Origin of the sequence: Variovorax sp. dw_954, from assembly GCF_018449755.1 — a bacterium.
In the GTDB taxonomy this organism is placed as follows: domain Bacteria; phylum Pseudomonadota; class Gammaproteobacteria; order Burkholderiales; family Burkholderiaceae_C; genus Variovorax.
This window is the reverse complement of record NZ_JAAVVD010000110.1, coordinates 1-553: the sequence shown is the minus strand read 5'-3', so window position 1 is coordinate 553 and position 553 is coordinate 1. Positions and strand designations below refer to the sequence as shown.

At 66.9% G+C, this 553-nt stretch carries 1 protein-coding gene; it reads right to left on the bottom strand.

Going from position 1 to position 553, the window contains the following annotated elements; translation table 11 throughout:
* Nucleotides 1-553 (bottom strand): carboxyl transferase domain-containing protein (locus tag HB681_RS37740; RefSeq protein ID WP_275946440.1); only part of this gene is annotated, 553 nt, incomplete at both ends.

The following is a 553-nucleotide window of genomic DNA, read 5'->3' as shown; positions in this document are numbered from 1 at the left end:
CAGGTCGGCGCGCTCGGCCGGGTCGCCGCTGGGGCGCACGGGCGGCTTCTCGCGGTTGTTGAGCGGCAGGTAGTTGTACAGGCGGCGCAGCATCATCAGCGCCTCGACATCGTTCTCGAAGGCCATGTCGGCCACGCCGCTCTTGGTGGTGTGGGTGGAGGCACCACCCAGTTCCTCTGCGGTCACGTCCTCGTGCGTCACGGTCTTCACCACCTCGGGGCCGGTGACGAACATGTAGCTGGAGTCCTTCACCATGAAGATGAAGTCGGTCATGGCCGGCGAGTACACGGCGCCGCCCGCGCACGGCCCCATGATCATGCTGATCTGCGGCACCACGCCCGAGGCCATCACGTTGCGCTGGAACACCTCGGCATAGCCGCCGAGCGAAGCGACACCTTCCTGGATGCGCGCGCCGCCCGAGTCGTTCAGGCCGATGACCGGCGCGCCGACCTTCATGGCCTGGTCCATCACCTTGCAGATCTTCTCGGCATGCGCCTCGCTGAGCGCCCCGCCGAAGACGGTGAAGTCCTGGCTGAAGACGAAGACCAGGCGC